This is a genomic window from Mesorhizobium sp. AR07, assembly GCF_024746815.1.
Lineage (GTDB): Bacteria > Pseudomonadota > Alphaproteobacteria > Rhizobiales > Rhizobiaceae > Mesorhizobium.
The window spans coordinates 2,271,032-2,285,623 of the sequence record NZ_CP080525.1; the positions used below are offsets into that span (position 1 = coordinate 2,271,032).

Below are 14,592 nucleotides of genomic sequence, written 5' to 3' on the forward strand. Positions count from 1 at the left end.
CCGCCGTCGGAGTGCAGTGTGACAACCATACTGGTGATAGAGGACGATGTGCAGACCTCGCGCGAAATCGAGGCGGCGCTTGTCGACTATGGATATGAGACGCGGACTGCCTTCACGGGTCGTGATGGTCTCGTGAAAGCGATCAGCGATCCCTACGATGCCATCGTTCTCGATCGCATGCTGCCAGGCGACCTCGACGGACTGGGCGTGCTGGCGGCGCTGCGTGCAGCTGGCATCCATGCGCCGGTGCTGATCCTCAGCGCCTTGACGGCCGTCGACGAACGCGTTCGCGGGCTGAAGGCCGGCGGCGATGACTATTTGACCAAGCCTTTCGATTTCCTTGAGCTGACGGCAAGGCTGGATGTCCTGCTTCGCCGGCGCAATGCACCGATAACCGAATCCGTGCTGCGGGCCGGCCCGCTGGAGGTGGACCTTCTGACGCACACCGTTCGACGTCACGGGCAGCTCGTCGACCTGTTGCCGAGGGAATACCGGCTCCTGGAATATCTTGTCCGCAATGCCGGACAGGTGGTGACGCGCACCATGTTGTTCGAGGAGATCTGGCACTACCGCTACGACGAGCCGACCAATCTCATCGATGTGCATGTCAGCAAGCTGCGGCGCAAGATCGACACGGCCGGCGAGCCGTCGGTCATCCAGACGGTGCGCGGCTCGGGTTACGTCCTCAATGCGGCTGGCTGACCTCTCCAGGACAACCAGCTTCAGGCTGGCGATCGCGTTCCTGGCTTTGTTCGGCCTGGCGTCGCTGACACTTTTCGCTTTCATTTCATGGGAAGTGAAGGGCTTTCTCTCGAACAGGGTCGACGAGTGGGTGCAGCGTGAGGGGAAGGTGCTATCGCGTCTCGATGCGACCGCGCTGGCGCAGAGGCTGGACAACCGCCAGCGCGACGACGCCACCACCGAGCGGCCGATTACCCTTTACGATGCGACCGGCAAGGTCCTCGCCGGCAACCCGCTACTCTTCCCCGCCGGACATGACAATGCCACCGCGCCGTTCGAGTTCGGCCACGGAAGCCATCTTCCCATGGCGCCCTTTCGTGGGCTGACCTGGCGATTGCCGACAGGCCAAACCCTACTAGTTGCGCAAAGCGTCGACGAATTGAACGAATTCGGCGACGTCCTGCTCGGCGCAATGTTGCTCGCCGGCGGCGTGACGACGGTTCTGGGATTGGTTGGAGCGATCCTGATCGGCGCCGGTGCCGTCCGGCAACTGGACGACATCACCAAGGCGACCCGCAGCATCGTCAAGGGCGACCTCTCCGGCCGCCTGCCGACGCGAGGCAGCGGAGACGTCGGGCGGCTTGTCGCCGTAGTCAACGAGATGTTGGACGAATTGCAGCGGCTGATGAACGAGGTGAAAGGCGTCTGCGACAACATCGCTCATGAAATGCGCACGCCGCTGACCCGCCTGCTTGCCGGTCTCGACCGTTCGCGAAGACGGTCGTCATCCACTGCCGACTACGCCGAAAGCGTCGACGAGGCGATTGCCGAAACGCAAGGCATCTTGAAGACCTTCGGCGCGCTGTTGCGCATTTCCGAAATCGAGGACGGCGCGCGGCGGGCCGGCTTCATCGACGTCGACCTTGGCGCCATCGTCACCGATGCCGTCGAGTTCTACGAGCCGCTTGCCGAGGACAAGAACATCACGCTCAGATCCTGTTTCGATGGCGAGCCCGCCAGACCCTCGCGCGGTGACCCGAGCCTGCTTTTCGAGGCTTTCGCCAACCTGATCGACAATGCGATCAAATTCACGCCGGCAGGCGGCTCCGTCGAGGTCCGGCTTGTCCGCAACGACGCGGCCGACGTCGTCTCTGTCAGCGACACCGGCCCGGGCATTTCCGAGGCCGACCGGACCATGGTTCTGAAGCGGTTCTACCGCGCGGAGCCGAGCCGCCACGAACCCGGCAACGGCCTAGGCCTCAGCCTGGTGGCCGCGATCGCGCGCTTGCACGACATGGAAATGGCGATCGAAGGACCGCCTGGTTGCCGGATAGCCTTGACCCGCAACCGATCCGAGAAGGTGTCGCCCTTAGAGATCTCCGATTTTTAACTCCTTGTCGCTTTTTCGGAACCACATTCCGCTGTCGACAAACGGCTTCCTGGCATCACACAGGGTTTCCAGAAACGGTTTGCCGTTTGCTCACCCTGCTCATGAGCGCGTTGATCTCGGCCGCGACAACTGTAACCTTGCCGGCCATCTTCAAGCGGGCATAAAGGGGACCATTCATGTCATTCACGTTCCTCCGGCGGCCGAATCTTGCGGAACGTCGCGAGCAGAAGGATGTCATAGACGATCTTCAAGGTGCCAGCGATAAGCAGCGGCCAGCCGAAACCCGAAACCGCAAGCAGCGAGCCGGCGAGCATCGGACTGGCCGCCGAGGCGAGACTGCGTGGGACTGCGGTGACGCCCGCAGCGGCAGCTCGCTCACCGGGCGTAACCACCGCCATCACGTAGGAGGTGCGGGTCGGTACGTCAATCTGCGACAGAGCGCTCCGGATCAGCAGAAGGACGATCACCGGAGCGAGGCTTTGCATGAAGGGAATGAGCAGCAGGCAAAGACTCGATGGCAGGTGGGTGAACACCATCGTGTTCACCAGCCCGATCCGCTTGGAGATTTGAACAGCCACCAAATATGACACGGCTGAAAGCACGCCCGTGCAGAAGAAAATTGCGCCCGCAGTGGCGAGCGAAAGGCCAAAGGTTTGATAAAGCCACAGTGCCAGCAAGGACTGTACCACAAGACCGCCGGCAAATGCGTCCAGGCTGAAGAGTGCGGCCAGCGTGAGGACGATGGTTCGAGACTTGCGCAAGGGCTCCGCCGGCGCCGCACTTTCGTCGATCGATTCATCTGGCAGCCTCCTATACAGGAGCAGCGATCCGACCCCAAGGAAGGCATAGAGCAGGAATGCGAGCTGGAGGGCCTGCTTGATCTCCAGGCCGACAAGTTGTCGGAGGATGTCGGGTGCGCCGGCCGCCAGAGCGCCGACAGCTCCGATGAGGGAACCGACAACGCTGTAGCGGGCAAACAGCGCGGTACGGTCGCGATCGGTGACACTGTGCGCGAGCTGCGTATGCTCCAGTGGCAGAAACACGCTTACATCGCCGGAGGATGGGTTCAACGTCCCGACGAAAGCGACCAGGAGCAGCGGCCAGAAATCCTGGACGAGCGTGAAGGCAAGTCCGGTGAGAACCATCAGGCCTGCTGCCGCGATGAGCAGGGAGCGGGGCGAGAAACGGTGTGCGACGGCCCCGACACCCAGCGTGAGCGCGGCCGATCCCGAAAGCGTGGCTGTGGCGAAGATCCCGATCTCGAAGGCGTTGAAGCCGAGCGCCGCCAGATAGGCGGGAAGCAAAAGACTGACGAGTCCATCGCCAAACGCCCGCAGTCCCTTTGAGGCCAGCAGGTAGGAAGCCGCCGGCCCGGCGCCGGAAGGCAGCAGCGCAAATCTTCGTTTCGGATCTCGGATATCCGTCGTTTTCTTCGCAGCAAGGGATGATGGCATGGCGTCCACCTCAAAAAAGAGAGCCTGGACGCGAACATTCGGCTAACGCCTCACGGGGTCGTCGCGGATGAACCCCTACTTGACGTTTGTATCCTCTAGCCGTGCGTGTCAATCCACAAGGCTCCGCAACAGCCCACTCAACGCCCCTATTCGAGGCGCTTTCCCATCCCGAGCTGCCGGCAATGCAGCCTGATTTCGAGCTCGGTCTAGCGCGCTTGCTAGCGCGCTCAGCTTATCTGCGATCGGCGTTCCGATTCCCGCGCATGGATCAGGACCCACGCGGCGCGGAAATATCCGTTGCCGCCAGTAACGATGTCGTTGAAACCAATGCGCCAGAATCAGAACACAAATTCGACGGAGGTCAGTGGCCAGCAACCGCGGGTCCATTCAATTGGTACGCCATTGCCGTCCTCGTTAACGGAGTTGATGCGGAAGACTGGTGTTCCAGGCGTCAGCCGCAGGATTTCCGCCTCATCGGGGGATGCAAAGCCGCCACTAATGCGCGTCTCGATCCGCCGGTAGTTATCGATCCCATGCGCTTGGAAAACATCGGTGACCGACTGGCACACGTCGTATGTCTGCTCGAAGTCGGGAAAGAGGTGGGCTGGAAAGACCTTGGTATTGACGTAAACCGGCTGCTGACCGGCGGTTCTGATCCGGCATAGCCGGATAATAGCGGTATCAAGTGCGAGGCGCAGCCGTTCCGCCACGGCCGGTCCAGCCGGTTCCCGGACAATCAGCAGTGTCTGGGTGCCGATTTCCTGGCCGGGGGCTGCGAGATTGTCGAGAAATCGCCGGCCTTCGCGAACCGTGAACGTGGAGGGTAGGTTGCGCACGAAGATGCCGACGCCCTTGCGAGCGGTGAGGTGACCCTCATGCTGCAACTGCTGCAGCGCCCGGCGAAGCGTGATGCGGGTGACCGCGAGTTTCTCCGCCAGATGGGTTTCGCCGGGAAGCTGGCTACCCGGCGAAAGAAAACCGTTCTCAATCAGACCGAAGATGTGATCGTAGATCTGCTGCCAGATTGGCGTGTCGCGGCGTGGGCGGAAGACCAGTCCGTCAAATGCCAGAAGGCCATCGCCGCCGCGCTCGTATCGTGTTGGAATTTTCGGGCCCTGGTTCATTCAGCGGCGATCGGCGTGCCGACAGGCAGTCTACGCTGGAGAAGTCCGGAGGAATAGACAATCCTTCCATGAACCATGGTGGCCACCACATGCGGATGTGCCGGATCTTGGGCATCGACGAGAACCAGATCCGCCCGGCGGCCGGCAACAAGCGATCCGCGATCTTCGAGACCGGCGACCCGGGCCGGATTTGCCGAGACCAGGTCCCAGATCGAGGGGAAATCGCTCGCGCCAGGCGAAGACAGTCTGAAGGCCGCATGTAGCGGCGAAGGATAATGGTAATCGCTGGTCAGCACCGTACAGAGCCCGGCTCTGACGGCATCGGTGGCATCGAGCGCACCATTGTGGCTGCCGCCACGTACGACGTTGGGTGCGCCGAGGATCACATCCTCACCCATTTGCCGTGCGGCCTTCGCTGTTTCGAGTGTCAGCGGAAATTCAGAGGCCTTTGCGCCGAGCGCGCGGAAATGGGTACGCTCCGCGGGCGACGCTTCGTCATGGGCGAGAAGCACATTGCCGTTGGCCCGCGCGGTCGCGGCCAGCGTCTCGATCGCGATCGCCACGTCGTCCCGGCGGGACCAAACCCGATCGAGCAACGTCATATATTCCTCCCGGCTCAAACTGGACCGTTCCGCCATCTGGCCAATCTTACGCGCGCTCGCGCCCTTCAATACCGAGCCGGTCGTATGATCATTGAGAGCGATGATCGGTCGCGGGACGAGCGAGAGCCACTTGATGACCTGCGCCATTTGATCAAGCGCGAAGGTCTCCCAGCGCAGATGCAGACGCGTATCGCAGGCAAGCGTGTCGCGAATATTGCACAGCACGCCGATCAGTCGTTCGGCGGCCTCGAGTGAGCGAAGTCCGGGCTCCCATGATACCGTGACACCATAAAAGGCCGTGGTTACGCCATTGGCGACAAGCTGGCGGTCGGTATCTTTTAGCGCCAGCGCGGTGTCGAAGCGAACGCCTGGCCGCGGCATGATTTGTCGCTCGAAGCCGTCGCCGTGGATATCGACGATTCCTGGAAGCACGAATAGGCCATCGGCATCGATCACGGGGGCGTGGTCGGCTCGGACCTCTGTCAGAATCCCGCCCGTGACGCTCAGGTTTCCTGTTGCAAGTCTCCGATCGGTAAGGACGCGGCCACCTTGGATCTGCCAGTTCATTGTATTCCTCAAAAAGTAGAGGCTGCCGGGAGGTGCGGGCAAAGTGTCACGAACACGTCATCTGCTGTGTATACGGGTAAGCCGGTAACAGCTTCCTGTCTATACAGCAAAAGAAAATGATGATCCGCACCGTCGCACGACCAGATCGCCGAATGGCTCCGGGTGCCGCGCGACAAAGCCGACCACCTAGCCATGCATGGCGGCACGATGGTGCTGATCGAGGCGACGATCATTGGACTCGCAAGTCGGCGCCGCGAGGCGGCGGTCGATAATCTCGATCGATTGAGCGCCCTGCGCGGCGCCTCGACAAATTGTGGACAAAACGGGGAACCCGAAGACGTAAATCTCAGAGTAAACCAAATACACAGCTACCGCCTCAAGATATGGAAAGTTAAACCATGAGATCTCGTGCAAGTATCGGAATTACATTGGGTATTACTACAATGCTACTGACCTCACCGGTCATGGCCGCTGATCTGATCATGTATGATGCGCTCGATTTCGCCGCGACGGCGGCGAAGGCCTTTACCGCGAAGACTGGCGTCACCGTTGATGTCGTGGAGCCAGGCGGCACCGGCGAGACGCTGGGGAAAATCGCAGCCGAAGGCGACAATCCGCAGTTCGACATCGTGTGGGTGGACGGCTCCGCCGTCATGGAACGCATGATGGAGAACCACGTGCTACAGCCGGTCCCGGCCGCGCTTTTTGACTCGATCAAGTTCAACGATCTTGGCAAGTCGCTCATTCCGGCCAGTCGTGCCTTCGTGCCGACCGGCGCCAGCACGACGGCGATCGAAGTCAACACCAAGAAGGTCCCGGCCGACCAGCTACCGAAGTCGTGGGCCGATCTCGAAAAGTTCGCTGGCAGTGTCGCCTCGAAGGACCCCAATATGTCGGGGCCTATGTATCAGTGGCTCGCCGGCGTGTTCCAGACCGAGGGCGTCGATGCCGGCAAGGCTATGCTGGCCAAGATCCTCACCAACAAGGCTCTAGCTGGCTTTCCGAGCGGCGGCCCGGTCGACAAGTCGGTTCTCACCGGCGACGCCAAGGTTGGCATCAATCAGGACAGCTCGATTTTCGCGAAGATAGCGAGCGGCGAACCGGTCATCGCCATCTACCCGACCGAAGGTTCTGTCGCGCTGCCTGCCAGCATCGGCATCGGTGCCAAGACCAAGCACAGGGACGCGATCAAAAAGTTCGTCGCCTTCATGACCAGCCCAGAAGGTCAGGCTGCCATGATGAATGGCGACGACACCGACTTCTTCTTTATCCCGATCATCCAGGGCGTCAGTGCCAAGCCGGGCAGGAAGATCGACATCCCGTTCGTCGTCCTCGACGACAAGCTCGCCTCGTCTCACGAGACCGAATGGAAGACCTGGTACAAGGACACCTTCGTCCAGTGACCTTGTCAGCTTGAGCATGTCACACGAACAGCAATTGGGAGCCACGGCGAGAGTCCGTGGCTCTAGCGAAAGGCAGATCGGCGCCTTCGTAAGGAGCGCGATCGCGCGCGTCGGTGTCCTTCCGCTTATCATCTACGCCGTTTTCGCCATGTTACTTGGACTGCCATTGCTGTTGGTGCTGGTGCAGGCCGTGATGCCGGGCTTGTTCGACGTCAACGCACCTGACATGGCGCTGAGCCTCGGTCCGCTGGAAAAGGCGTTTGGATCATCGCGGGTCGGCAACGCTGTCGTCAATTCGCTGGAGCTGGCAGCAACGACCGCGCTGACCGCCACGCTGCTGGGCGGCGCCTTTGCCTTGCTGGCGCGGCGCTGCAACATTCCGGCGCGGCGGTTTATTTCGGCAGTGCCATGGCTGGTCTTTCTCACCCCCTCCTATCTAAAGGCGCTGGCTTGGGTGCTGCTGATCTCGCCCGGCGGCTATCTGGCGCAATGGGGCATTCTGTCGACCCAGTTCATCCATACATTCTTCGCCTTGCCAGGTCTCGTTTTCGTACAGACTCTCATCCTTTTTCCGCTTGCTACGTTCGTCATCGGAGCGGCACTTGCCGGACTGGGTAGCGAATACGAGGACGCCGCGCGCATGGCGGGCGTGCGGCCGCTGCGGATATGGCTTCATATCAACGGGCCGCTCTTGATGCCGGCCATCGCCCTCAGCCTGATTACAATCTTCGCCGAGGTGCTGTCGGATTTCGGCATGGCCTCGACCATCGCGCGGGTCTCGAACTTCGGCGTCCTCACCTATGGCATCTACGCCGCCGCGAGCGACTATCCCGTCGATTTCCCCATGGCCGGCGTGCTGGCCCTGATTTTGTTGCTGCTTGTTGTCGGCGTCGTAATGGTCGACCGATTGTTGCGGCGCCGTGTCGACCCGCGACTGATCTCTGGCCGCTCAAAAAATGGGCGCATCTATGATCTCGGCCTCTGGCGTTGGCCAGCCGCGATCGCCGCATTGGCGATTTCCCTCCTCGCCCTGTTCCTCCCGGTCGCGGCGATCGCCGCGCGCGCCTTTTCCCGCACCCTCGCTGCAGGATTGACGTTTGGAAATTTTACAGCCGCGAACGTGCTGACCGCGCTTTCCTTCGGCACCGATACCGACGGCGCGCTTCTTCGCAGCCTCGCCTATGCGGGTATTGCCGCGGTGATCACTTGCGGGGGTGCGCTGATACTCGCGGCCGAACTCGACCGGTCGAGAGGCATCTTGAGACCGCTGGTGCTCGGCCTTTCGTTGGGAGCCGTTGCCATCCCAGGCATTGTGCTGGGCTTCGGTTATATTCTGATGTGGAACCGGCTGCCGGGCTTCCAGAATTGGCCGTTTCCACACTATGGCGACGCTTCGCTGATGGTGACCGGTTATATCGCCGCCGCCCTGCCCTACTGCCTGGTCATCATAATGGGAGCAATCGGCCAGTTGTCGCCAAGCCTCGGGGAAGCCGCCAAACTCCATGGGGTCGGCGCCACGCGACGGCTGTTGCGGATCACGCTGCCGTTGGTGCTGCTGAGCGTGGTGACGGCATTCCTGTTCACTTTCATCCGCACGATGTTCGAACTTCCGATCTCACAAATGCTGGTTCCAGTGAACGGCCCACCGGTACCGCCAATGGTGACCCATCTCTTCAGTCACGACCAGGACGGCCTTGGCTCGGCGCTGTCGCTCTTGAGCATGCTTGCGGCCGGGGGTGGCGCCGGCATCATCTGGCTGTTTGCCAAGAGGTTTGTGCCGCGGCGTGGCGTGGCATCCGCCGTCATGCCAACACCTGCCTCCTCCAGGATAAGCTCATCATGACCGCTTCCCTTAGATGCGCGGGCATTTCGAAGTCGCTTGGCGGTCGTCCTGTGCTCGATAATCTGAGCCTGAGCGTCAACGCAGGCGAGGTTGTTTCGCTCCTTGGGGCGAGTGGCTCAGGGAAGACCACCCTGCTGCGCGTCATTTCAGGTCTTACCGATCCTGATCAGGGGCAAATCACACTCGACGGCCGTACCATCTGGAGTCCGAACGCTGCGGTTCCTTCCGAGGAGCGACCCTCCCGTCTCCGATCCTCCGTGGCTGGGATTTTATCACGAGGCTAATGGGTCAATCTCGCCAATAGCTGTCCGGTGGCGGACCCCAGTCCGTCAGCACGCAAGAATAGACGGCCGTTTCATCGAAAGGATAGCGCGCTTCGATCTCGGGGGTGAGTGTCAGACCGAGTCCAGGCGCGGTGGGGCGGATCAGGCGGCCACCCTCAATGCGTCCCTGGTCGCCGATCATCTCGGCGCCAAGCGGAAAATACAGCATCGGATATTCGACCAGCTTTCCGCCCGCGGCGAAGGCCGCGTGATAGCTGGCCATGATCGCGGAGGCACCGCCCCACGCATGCACCACAACGTCGGTGCCCCTGGCCTTGGCCGCCTCGAACACGTCCATGACCGCCGAAATTCCGCCCATCACCGACGCGTCGGGCTGGACGAAGTCATAGACGTCGGCGTTGATGCGCTCGATCATCTCCTTGGGCGTGGTGACAATCTCGCCGCCGCAGACCGGCACATCGATACGGCCGCGCAGTTCGCGAAAAGCATCGGGCTGGTCAGGGCCAAGCGCTTCCTCGACAAACACCATGCGCCGGTCGGTGATGGCGTGGACGGCCGCTACGAAGGCCACCACATCGTCTACCGCCTGCGGCGGATCGGCAAGGTTTTGGCACATATCGACGCCAACCTTGATGCCGCGTCGCCCGGCCTCTTCCAGCACCCAGGCCGTGCGCAGGATATCGCGCTTGACCGAACGGATCTTGTAGATCTCGATACCGAGCGAACCCAGCATATCCAACTCACGCAGGAACTGCTCCTTGGCATCGCAACAGCCGCCCGAGCCGTAGATCTGGATCGATTGGGCCTGCGCCCCACCGAGAAGCGTATAGACGGGCACACCGAGGCTCTTGGCCTTGGCATCCTGTAACGCAATCTCGAAGGCCGCGATGACGTGGCGCGCGGCCCCTTGAAGCGACCAGTAATCGCAAAGGCTGCGAAGATCCTTGACCCGTCGATCGATGTCGAAGCCATCGCGGCCGATCACCTGCGGACGGCAAAGGTCGACGATCGCCTGGAACACCAGCGGTGCGAAGACGGCGAGGTAGCCTTCGCCCAGTCCGGTCACGCCATTGTCCAGCGTGACCTCCACCATGCCGATGGTGCGTTTGGGCCCATTGGGGAAGCATTCCTTGATTTCCGGATCGTCCGCATCGGCGTAGGCCGACGACAACAGGACGCAGCGGATATTGGTGATCTTGGCCATTAGTATCCTCGTGAAAAATCGACGATGCCCTCGAGCGGCGTGCCGGCGCGAAAACGAGCCAGGTTGGCCAGGAAGACATCGATCTTGCGATCGAGCTCATCCGTCGTGCCGCCGCCGGAATGCTGCGTCAGGATGATATTCGGGCAGGCCCAAAACCTGTGCCCGGCAGGCAAGGGCTCATCGCGGGTCACGTCGATCACTGCGCCACCGAGCCGGCCTTGCTCAAGGGCGTCGGCAAGCGCGCCCTCGTCCAGGATCGAGCCCCGTCCGAAATTGCCAGAAGAGCGCTCCTGGAGGCAGTTTGGCCAGTCGTGCAGCATCGAAAAGACCCGACGTGGCGGCGGTGGCGGGTGCGGTGCACACGACCAGGTCGGCCTCGGCAAGCGCCTTGTCGAGCCCTGCGATACCGTCGCGCGCGATCGGCGTGATCGCGCAGCCGAATGGCGCCAGCAGTTCAGCCAGCCGCCGGTTGATCGCGCCATAGCCGAACAGGACGACGCGGGCGCCGCGCAGCACGCGCAGGTGTGCGCGCAAGGGATCGCCAAGCCACTGCTTGCCCGTCTGGAGAAGCACCAGGCGGTCGATGCCCCGATAGAGCGCTAGAATGCCGGCAAGCGCCGATTCCGCGACCGGATCGGCAAAGAAGCCGGCAAGGTTGGTCACCAGCGTCTCACCGTGGCCGCGTTTCCAGTCGAGGCCGGCATATTCTCCGAACCCCACCGATTCCAATTGCAGCCAGCGCAGATTCAGGTTTGCCGCTACCTTGTCAGGCTCGGGGTTGCCGAAAACGATAGCGCTATGGCAGTCGGCTTCGGCGGCCACCAATCTGACCGGAAGGTCACCCGCACCGAGCCGGAGCCGCGCCACCTGCTCGTGGGAAAATTCGCCGCAAACGCCGATTTCCGTCATCAGGACACCGCGGGCTGCGCGGTGCTGATCCAGATCGTCTTGGTCTGCAGATACTGGTCCATGGCCTCGGTGCCGTTGTCGCGGGCAAGCGAGCCGGAGCGCTTGTAACCGCCGAAAGGTGTCTTGACGTCGCCTTCTGAAAAGCCATTGACCGAGACAGTGCCGCAGGGTAGCCGCCGCGCCATGTGGATGGCGCGGTCGATATCCTTGGTAAACACGGTCGCGTGCAAGCCGTAGTCGGTGTCGCGTGCGATCCGCAGCGCCATCTCCATCCCAGCGACCGGCAGGATGCCGAGGACAGGACCAAAGATCTCTTCCCGGGCGATGCTCATCGTGGGCGTCATATCGGCAAAGACAGCAGGCTCGATGAAGTAGCCTGGCCCCGTCGAGCCGCCGCCGGTCAGCAAGCGGGCACCTTCGGCCGATCCGCGCTCGATGTAGCCCATCACGCGGGTCTGGTGTTCGGCGGTGACCATGGCGCCAATATTGGTCGCCGGATCGAGTGGGTCGCCGACACGGAATGCCTTGGCGCGGACGGTGACGCGATGGGCGAACTCTTCGGCCAGACTGCGGTCGACAAGCTGCCGCATGTTCGCGGAACAGTTCTGGCCGCCATTCCAGAAGGCGGACATCGCGGCATGCTCGATCAGATCGTCAGTCAGATCGGCATCATCCAGGACGATGAACGGGCTTTTGCCGCCCATCTCCAGGCCAATCACCTTGAGATTGCTCTCGCCGGCGTAGCGCAGGAAATAACCGCCGACCTCGGTCGACCCGGTAAAGGAGACGATATCGATATCGGGATGGCGGCCGATCGCCTGGCCCGTGGTCTCGCCGAGGCCCGGCAACACGTTGAGCACGCCGTCTGGAATGCCGGCTTCCTGCGCGAGCTCGGCAAGGCGCAGGACAGACAGCGGTGTCTGCTCGGCGGGCTTCACCAGAACGGAGCAGCCGGCAGCGAGCGCGGGCGCCATCTTCCAGGCCGCCATCAGCAGCGGGAAATTCCATGGCAGCACGAGACCGACGACGCCGGCCGGCTCCTTGACGATGAGGGCGAGTGCATTCTCGCCGGTGGGTGCGACCTTGCCGAAAGACTTGTCGGCGAGTTCGCCGTACCACTGGAAGAAGTTCGGAACCTCTCGCCCGATCTCGTTTGCGCAGTCGGTGATGGTCTTGCCGCTATCGACGCTTTCGAGAACGATGAGTTCGTCGGCATTGGCGCGTACGAGTTCGGCGAGCCGCAACAGCGCTTCCTTGCGAAACTCAGGAGCTGCGCGCGACCAGGCACCGTCGTCGAAGGATCTGCGGGCAGCCTTGACGGCGCGATCGACATCGCTGCCGCCGCAGTGCGATACAGCGGTGATAACCTGGCTGGTCGCCGGGTTGATGGTGTCGAAAGTCGCGCCGTCCGCGGCCGCGGCGAATTTGCCGTCAATGAAGGCGAGGCCTTTCGGGGCCAGCTTAGAAGCGAGTGCGTGGGCGCTTTCTTTGGTCAAGGTCACGTCTTTGTCTCCGTCGGATGCGTTGAGAGGTCAGTGCGACTGGCGCCGCACCGAAATATGCCAGGGAATGAGGAGGCGCTCGGCGAGCGTGACCAGGCCGAACAAAGCCAGGCCGAGGATTGTCAGGAAAAAGATGCCCGCAAAGGCAAGGTCCGGACGCATGTTGCCGGTGACGATCTGGATGTAGAAGCCGAGCCCCTGGTCCGAGCCGATGAACTCCGCGATGGCGGCGCCGACTGTCGCGTTGATCGCGGCGTATTTGAAGCCGACGAAGCATTGCGGCAGCGCTGCCGGCAGCCGGACCTTGATAAAGGTGCGCCATGCACTCGCGCCGGTCGAGACGCTGAAGCGCGACAGTTCCTCACTGAGCGAACTGAAAGCGAGAATGGCGTTGAGCACGATGGGAAAGAAACAGACCAGGAAGACGATGATCACCTTGGGCAGCAGGCCGAAACCCAGCCAGGAGATAAAGAGCGGCGCGAAAGCGATCTTGGGCACCATTTCGACGCAGACGACAAACGGATAGATCGTGCGGCGCAGGATGGACGAGAAAGCGATGGCGAGGCCGAGCGGTAGCGCCAGGATCACCGCCACCGCATAACCCAGCACGACCTCCACGCCCGTGATCCAGGTGTAGTAGAGCAGCCGGTCGATATCCGCCCAGCCCTTCGTAACGATCACTGACGGGGGCGTCAGGATGTAGCGCGGGATTCCGAACCAGACGATGGAATACTGCCAGATGAGGAAGAACGCCGCGAAGAAGGCAATGGACATCCAGGACCGCGCAATCCAGCGGGCCGCGCGCACCGGTGGAGAGGGTCGATCAGAGGACGCCATAGCCGCGAAATATCTCCTGTGCCTGCCGGACGTAGCCGATGAATTGCGGGCTGCTCTTGACTTCGAAATCGCGCGGATAAGGCAGATCGACGGAAATGATACGTTCGATGCGTCCAGGGCGCGGCGTGATGATGGCGACGTGGGTGGAGAGCTGGATAGCCTCCTCGATCGAGTGGGTAACGAACACAACGGTCGGATGACGCTGCATCCACAGCGCCTGCAGATCGGCGCGGATTGCTTCCCGCGTCATAGCGTCGAGCTTGCCGAGTGGCTCGTCGAGAAGCATGGTCGCGGGCTGATGCACCAACGCCTGGCAGAAGGCGGCGCGCTGCTGCATCCCGCCGGAGAGTTCGTGCGGGTAGCGTTGTTGAAAATCCTCGAGGTGGACCGAAGCGAGCAGTTCGTCCACGCTGGCGCGGTGGGCGGCCGGTGTCAGGCCTCGCAGCTCAAGCTGCAGCTCGATATTGCCTCGCACGGTGCGCCACGGCACCAGCGTATTGTCCTGAAACATGATGCCGATGTCGGTCTGTGGCCCGACGACGGTGCGCCCGTCGATCGCAATTCGGCCCCCTGTGGCGTCGAGCAACCCGGCGATCATAAGCATGAGGGTCGACTTTCCGCAGCCCGACGGACCGAGCAGCGAGACGAACTCGCCCTTCTCGATCTTCATGTCGACTGGACCGAAGGCATGCAGGGCGCCGGGGCCTGCCCCGAACACCTTCTGCACGCCCGTCAGTTCGATAAGCGGATTCATCGACGGTTCAATCTGGTCCGGCTGGAAGCGAGCACCGG

15 protein-coding genes are annotated in these 14,592 nt (G+C 62.0%); 6 read left to right on the plus strand and 9 right to left on the minus strand.

The features are described 5' to 3' along the window. Nucleotides 1-18: 18 nt before the first annotated feature. A complete protein-coding gene (locus tag BPNPMPFG_RS11520) occupies nucleotides 19-702 on the plus strand; it encodes a response regulator transcription factor (protein ID WP_258589733.1) in 684 nt (227 codons plus the stop codon). Next, a complete protein-coding gene (locus tag BPNPMPFG_RS11525) occupies nucleotides 689-2,071 on the plus strand; it encodes a sensor histidine kinase (protein ID WP_258595452.1) in 1,383 nt (460 codons plus the stop codon). Before BPNPMPFG_RS11520 ends, BPNPMPFG_RS11525 begins: the two co-directional genes overlap by 14 nt. Before the next feature lie 179 nt (nucleotides 2,072-2,250). Here BPNPMPFG_RS11525 and BPNPMPFG_RS11530 read toward each other — a convergent pair whose 3' ends face one another. From BPNPMPFG_RS11530 to BPNPMPFG_RS11540, 3 genes are all read right to left on the minus strand, one after another. After that, nucleotides 2,251-3,525: an MFS transporter gene (locus tag BPNPMPFG_RS11530; RefSeq protein ID WP_258595454.1), complete on the minus strand. Its 1,275-nt coding sequence runs from the start codon at nucleotides 3,523-3,525 to the stop codon at nucleotides 2,251-2,253. Between the two features lie 338 nt (nucleotides 3,526-3,863). Next, complete coding sequence (gene phnF / locus BPNPMPFG_RS11535; protein ID WP_258595456.1) at nucleotides 3,864-4,649, minus strand: phosphonate metabolism transcriptional regulator PhnF; 786 nt, start codon at nucleotides 4,647-4,649, stop codon at nucleotides 3,864-3,866. Further along, a complete protein-coding gene (locus tag BPNPMPFG_RS11540) occupies nucleotides 4,646-5,818 on the minus strand; it encodes an alpha-D-ribose 1-methylphosphonate 5-triphosphate diphosphatase (RefSeq protein WP_258595458.1) in 1,173 nt (390 codons plus the stop codon). Before BPNPMPFG_RS11540 ends, phnF begins: the two co-directional genes overlap by 4 nt. A 162-nt stretch (nucleotides 5,819-5,980) precedes the next feature. Between BPNPMPFG_RS11540 and BPNPMPFG_RS11545 the strand changes: the two genes are divergently transcribed. The 4 genes from BPNPMPFG_RS11545 to BPNPMPFG_RS11560 all read left to right on the plus strand — a co-directional run bounded on the left by BPNPMPFG_RS11545 (nucleotide 5,981) and on the right by BPNPMPFG_RS11560 (nucleotide 9,348). Then, nucleotides 5,981-6,220: a hypothetical protein gene (locus BPNPMPFG_RS11545; protein WP_258595460.1), complete on the plus strand. Its 240-nt coding sequence runs from the start codon at nucleotides 5,981-5,983 to the stop codon at nucleotides 6,218-6,220. A 41-nt stretch (nucleotides 6,221-6,261) separates the two neighbouring features. Beyond that, a complete protein-coding gene (locus tag BPNPMPFG_RS11550; protein ID WP_258595461.1) occupies nucleotides 6,262-7,221 on the plus strand; it encodes an ABC transporter substrate-binding protein in 960 nt (319 codons plus the stop codon). A 148-nt stretch (nucleotides 7,222-7,369) separates the two neighbouring features. Further along, nucleotides 7,370-9,064 carry an ABC transporter permease gene (locus tag BPNPMPFG_RS11555; RefSeq protein ID WP_258595462.1) on the plus strand — a complete coding sequence of 565 codons (1,695 nt, stop codon included), beginning with the start codon at nucleotides 7,370-7,372 and terminating at the stop codon, nucleotides 9,062-9,064. Then, nucleotides 9,061-9,348: an ATP-binding cassette domain-containing protein gene (locus BPNPMPFG_RS11560; protein ID WP_258595463.1), complete on the plus strand. Its 288-nt coding sequence runs from the start codon at nucleotides 9,061-9,063 to the stop codon at nucleotides 9,346-9,348. Before BPNPMPFG_RS11555 ends, BPNPMPFG_RS11560 begins: the two co-directional genes overlap by 4 nt. Before the next feature lie 4 nt (nucleotides 9,349-9,352). Here BPNPMPFG_RS11560 and BPNPMPFG_RS11565 read toward each other — a convergent pair whose 3' ends face one another. Genes BPNPMPFG_RS11565 through BPNPMPFG_RS11590 form a run of 6 tightly spaced genes read right to left on the minus strand, consistent with a single transcriptional unit; the run spans nucleotide 9,353 to nucleotide 14,554 of the window. Then, nucleotides 9,353-10,552, minus strand: a complete 1,200-nt coding sequence (locus tag BPNPMPFG_RS11565; protein ID WP_258595464.1) for a mandelate racemase/muconate lactonizing enzyme family protein — start codon at nucleotides 10,550-10,552, stop codon at nucleotides 9,353-9,355. Beyond that, on the minus strand, nucleotides 10,552-10,872 hold the full coding sequence (locus BPNPMPFG_RS11570) for an NAD(P)-dependent oxidoreductase (protein ID WP_258595465.1): 321 nt from the start codon (nucleotides 10,870-10,872) through the stop codon (nucleotides 10,552-10,554). Before BPNPMPFG_RS11570 ends, BPNPMPFG_RS11565 begins: the two co-directional genes overlap by 1 nt. Then, complete coding sequence (locus tag BPNPMPFG_RS11575) at nucleotides 10,775-11,461, minus strand: NAD(P)-dependent oxidoreductase (RefSeq protein ID WP_258595466.1); 687 nt, start codon at nucleotides 11,459-11,461, stop codon at nucleotides 10,775-10,777. Before BPNPMPFG_RS11575 ends, BPNPMPFG_RS11570 begins: the two co-directional genes overlap by 98 nt. Next, nucleotides 11,461-12,963 (minus strand): aldehyde dehydrogenase, encoded by a 1,503-nt coding sequence (locus BPNPMPFG_RS11580; RefSeq protein ID WP_258595467.1) that lies wholly within the window; start codon nucleotides 12,961-12,963, stop codon nucleotides 11,461-11,463. The genes BPNPMPFG_RS11575 and BPNPMPFG_RS11580 overlap by 1 nt, the downstream gene beginning before the upstream one ends. 30 nt (nucleotides 12,964-12,993) lie before the next feature. Then, on the minus strand, nucleotides 12,994-13,737 hold the full coding sequence (locus tag BPNPMPFG_RS11585; protein ID WP_258595469.1) for an ABC transporter permease: 744 nt from the start codon (nucleotides 13,735-13,737) through the stop codon (nucleotides 12,994-12,996). A gap of 49 nt (nucleotides 13,738-13,786) precedes the next feature. Beyond that, a complete protein-coding gene (locus tag BPNPMPFG_RS11590; protein ID WP_258595472.1) occupies nucleotides 13,787-14,554 on the minus strand; it encodes an ABC transporter ATP-binding protein in 768 nt (255 codons plus the stop codon). Nucleotides 14,555-14,592 lie beyond the last annotated feature (38 nt).

What these genes read in the sequence shown, in the direction of transcription:
- BPNPMPFG_RS11525 (WP_258595452.1), top strand. Translation starts at nt 689, where the DNA reads ATGCGGCTGGCTGACCTCTCCAGGACAACCAGCTTCAGGCTGGCGATC.
- BPNPMPFG_RS11530 (WP_258595454.1), bottom strand. Translation starts at nt 3,525, where the DNA reads ATGCCATCATCCCTTGCTGCGAAGAAAACGACGGATATCCGAGATCCG.
- phnF (WP_258595456.1), bottom strand. Translation starts at nt 4,649, where the DNA reads ATGAACCAGGGCCCGAAAATTCCAACACGATACGAGCGCGGCGGCGAT.
- BPNPMPFG_RS11540 (WP_258595458.1), bottom strand. Translation starts at nt 5,818, where the DNA reads ATGAACTGGCAGATCCAAGGTGGCCGCGTCCTTACCGATCGGAGACTT.
- BPNPMPFG_RS11550 (WP_258595461.1), top strand. Translation starts at nt 6,262, where the DNA reads ATGCTACTGACCTCACCGGTCATGGCCGCTGATCTGATCATGTATGAT.
- BPNPMPFG_RS11555 (WP_258595462.1), top strand. Translation starts at nt 7,370, where the DNA reads ATGTTACTTGGACTGCCATTGCTGTTGGTGCTGGTGCAGGCCGTGATG.
- BPNPMPFG_RS11560 (WP_258595463.1), top strand. Translation starts at nt 9,061, where the DNA reads ATGACCGCTTCCCTTAGATGCGCGGGCATTTCGAAGTCGCTTGGCGGT.
- BPNPMPFG_RS11565 (WP_258595464.1), bottom strand. Translation starts at nt 10,552, where the DNA reads ATGGCCAAGATCACCAATATCCGCTGCGTCCTGTTGTCGTCGGCCTAC.
- BPNPMPFG_RS11570 (WP_258595465.1), bottom strand. Translation starts at nt 10,872, where the DNA reads ATGCTGCACGACTGGCCAAACTGCCTCCAGGAGCGCTCTTCTGGCAAT.
- BPNPMPFG_RS11575 (WP_258595466.1), bottom strand. Translation starts at nt 11,461, where the DNA reads ATGACGGAAATCGGCGTTTGCGGCGAATTTTCCCACGAGCAGGTGGCG.
- BPNPMPFG_RS11585 (WP_258595469.1), bottom strand. Translation starts at nt 13,737, where the DNA reads ATGTCCATTGCCTTCTTCGCGGCGTTCTTCCTCATCTGGCAGTATTCC.
- BPNPMPFG_RS11590 (WP_258595472.1), bottom strand. Translation starts at nt 14,554, where the DNA reads ATGAATCCGCTTATCGAACTGACGGGCGTGCAGAAGGTGTTCGGGGCA.